The organism is Halovulum dunhuangense (assembly GCF_013093415.1).
GTDB classification, from domain to species: domain Bacteria; phylum Pseudomonadota; class Alphaproteobacteria; order Rhodobacterales; family Rhodobacteraceae; genus Halovulum; species Halovulum dunhuangense.
Genome location: NZ_JABFBC010000013.1, coordinates 2,501 through 5,696, shown reverse-complemented (window position 1 = coordinate 5,696; position 3,196 = coordinate 2,501). Strand labels below are relative to the sequence as shown.

1 tRNA gene and 2 rRNA genes are annotated in these 3,196 nt (G+C 56.3%); all 3 read right to left on the bottom strand.

Annotated elements, in window-relative coordinates:
- Position 1: 1 nt before the first annotated feature.
- The 3 genes from HMH01_RS17625 to HMH01_RS17615 all read right to left on the bottom strand — a co-directional run bounded on the left by HMH01_RS17625 (position 2) and on the right by HMH01_RS17615 (position 3,128).
- Positions 2–78 (bottom strand) — tRNA-Met (locus tag HMH01_RS17625).
- Positions 79–117: 39 nt separating this feature from the next.
- Positions 118–232 (bottom strand): 5S ribosomal RNA (gene rrf / locus HMH01_RS17620).
- Between the two features lie 67 nt (positions 233–299).
- A 23S ribosomal RNA gene (locus HMH01_RS17615) occupies positions 300–3,128 on the bottom strand.
- Positions 3,129–3,196 lie beyond the last annotated feature (68 nt).

Below are 3,196 nucleotides of genomic sequence, written 5' to 3'. Positions count from 1 at the left end.
CTGGTTGCGGGGGCAGGATTTGAACCTGCGGCCTTCAGGTTATGAGCCTGACGAGCTACCGGGCTGCTCCACCCCGCGTCATGGTGGTTTCGTTTAGAGAGCTGCTGTTTTTTGCGGGTTTGGCGGTGACCTACTCTCCCACGTCTTGAGACGCAGTACCATTGGCGCGGTGGCGCTTAACGGCCGAGTTCGGGAAGGGATCGGGTGTTTCGCTCACGCTATGACCACCAAACCTGCAAAAAACAGCGACGAGTGTCTTTCCTATGTCTTTGACTTCTGGATCCACATACTTCTGGATCGGTATCAAGCCTATCGGGCAATTAGTACCGGTCAGCTGAACGCATTGCTGCGCGTACACCTCCGGCCTATCGACGTGGTGGTCTTCCACGGCCCTCAGGGAGACCTGGTTTTGAGGGGGGCTTCCCGCTTAGATGCTTTCAGCGGTTATCCTGTCCGCACATAGCTACCCTGCACTGCCGTTGGCACGACAACAGGTCCACCAGTGGTGCGTTCACCCCGGTCCTCTCGTACTAGGGGCAACTCCTCTCAAGTCTCCTACACCCACGGCAGATAGGGACCGAACTGTCTCACGACGTTCTAAACCCAGCTCACGTACCTCTTTAAACGGCGAACAGCCGTACCCTTGGGACCTGCTCCAGCCCCAGGATGAGATGAGCCGACATCGAGGTGCCAAACACTGCCGTCGATATGGACTCTTGGGCAGTATCAGCCTGTTATCCCCGGCGTACCTTTTATCCGTTGAGCGATGGCCCTTCCACGCGGGACCACCGGATCACTATGGCCGACTTTCGTCTCTGCTCGACGTGTCAGTCTCGCAGTCAGGCGGGCTTATGCCATTGCACTCGACGGTTGATTTCCGACCAACCTGAGCCCACCATCGCGCGCCTCCGTTACTCTTTGGGAGGCGACCGCCCCAGTCAAACTACCCGCCACAGAGGGTCCCGGATCCGGATGACGGACCGCGGTTAGACATCAAGCGAACGAAGGGTGGTATCTCAAGGGAGGCTCCGCCGGGCTGGCGCCCGGGTTTCATAGCCTACCACCTATCCTGCACATCGCAGGCCTGATGCCAGTCTGAAGCTGTAGTAAAGGTGCACGGGGTCTTTCCGTCTGACCGCGGGAACCCCGCATCTTCACGGGGAATTCAATTTCGCTGAGTCTACGTTGGAGACAGCGGGGAAGTCGTTACGCCATTCGTGCAGGTCGGAACTTACCCGACAAGGAATTTCGCTACCTTAGGACCGTTATAGTTACGGCCGCCGTTTACCGGGGCTTCATTTCGGAGCTTGCACCCCTCCATTTAACCTTCCGGCACCGGGCAGGCGTCAGACCCTATACGTCGCCTTGCGGCTTCGCAGAGCCCTGTGTTTTTAGTAAACAGTCGCCACCCCCTAGTCTGTGCCCCCCGCCCCTGGTTGCCCAGGAACGGGGCCTCCTTCTCGCGAACTTACGGAGGCATTTTGCCGAGTTCCTTCAACGTAGTTCTCTCAAGCGCCTTGGTATGCTCTACCAGTCCACCTGTGTCGGTTTAGGGTACGATCTGATGGAGGGCTATTTCCAGGATCCGCTTGGCAGCAAGACCAATCCGATAAGGTCTCACTACGTCTGCGAACCGTCACATCCTCCTGGCTCCGGAATATTAACCGGATTCCCATCGACTACGCCTTTCGGCCTCGCCTTAGGGGTCGGCTTACCCTGCTCAGATTAGCTTTAAGCAGGAACCCTTGGACTTTCGGCGACAGGGTCTCTCACCCTGTTTATCGCTACTCATGTCAACATTCTCACTTCCGAACGCTCCACCGGTCCCTCACAGGCCGGCTTCACAGCAGAACCCCTTGCCTCCGCAGGACCCCGGAGGGTCATGAAGAGGCTGGGGTTACAGAACGGAACGCTCCGCTACCACTCTTTCGAGTTCCGAGCTTCGGCTCATGGCTTGAGCCCCGGTACATCTTCGCCGCAAGACAACTTGTCTAGACCAGTGAGCTGTTACGCTTTCTTTAAATGATGGCTGCTTCTAAGCCAACATCCTGGTTGTTTTGGTCGTCTCACCTGCTTTCCCACTTAGCCATGAATTAGGGGCCTTAGCTGCAGATCAGGGTTGTTTCCCTCTTCACGACGGACGTTAGCATCCGCCGTGTGTCTGCCAGATAGTACTCGCCGGTATTCGGAGTTTGGTTAGGATCAGTAAGACTGTGGGTCCCCATTACCCATCCAGTGCTCTACCCCCGGCGGTATTCGTCTGACGCTCTACCTAAATAGATTTCGCGGAGAACCAGCTATCTCCAGGTTTGATTGGCCTTTCACCCCTAGGCACACGTCATCCCGACCCTTTTCAACGGGTGTGGGTTCGGACCTCCAGTGGGTGTTACCCCACCTTCATCCTGCACATGCCTAGATCACCTGGTTTCGGGTCTGATCCCACGAACTCAAGCGCCCTATTCAGACTCGCTTTCGCTGCGCCTACACCTATCGGCTTAAGCTTGCTCGTGAGACCAAGTCGTTGACCCATTATACAAAAGGTACGCCGTCACCACTCCGAAGAGAGGCTCCGACTGTTTGTAGGCGTCCGGTTTCAGGAACTGTTTCACTCCCCTTGTCGGGGTGCTTTTCACCTTTCCCTCACGGTACTGGTTCGCTATCGGTCAGCAAGGAGTACTTAGCCTTCGAGGGTGGTCCCCCGATCTTCAGACAGGATTTCACGTGTCCCGCCCTACTTGATACGTCCCATCGTGCTTCGCATATGGGGCTGTCACCCATATCGCCCAGCTTTCCATCTGGTTCTGCTCACACTCAAGGCTCGGCTGGTCCGCGTTCGCTCGCCACTACTAACGGAGTCTCTGTTGATGTCCTTTCCTCCGGGTACTGAGATGTTTCAGTTCCCCGGGTTTGCTCTTTTAGCCCTATGTATTCAGGCCAAAAGTACCTGGTTCACCACGTTAATGAGAAGCCTGAGCCTCTCAATAACACGGTGTCAGGTGGGTTGCCCCATTCGGAGATCCAGGGATCGATGCCTATTACCGGCTCCCCCTGGCTTATCGCAGGTTATCACGTCCTTCATCGCCTCTTGCTGCCAAGGCATCCACCAAACGCCCTTCTCGCGCTTGATCCGATCCAGAAGAATGAGGATCGCTCATCTTCCGATCAGAAGTCATTGACCACCCTGCCCGCTGGTTCG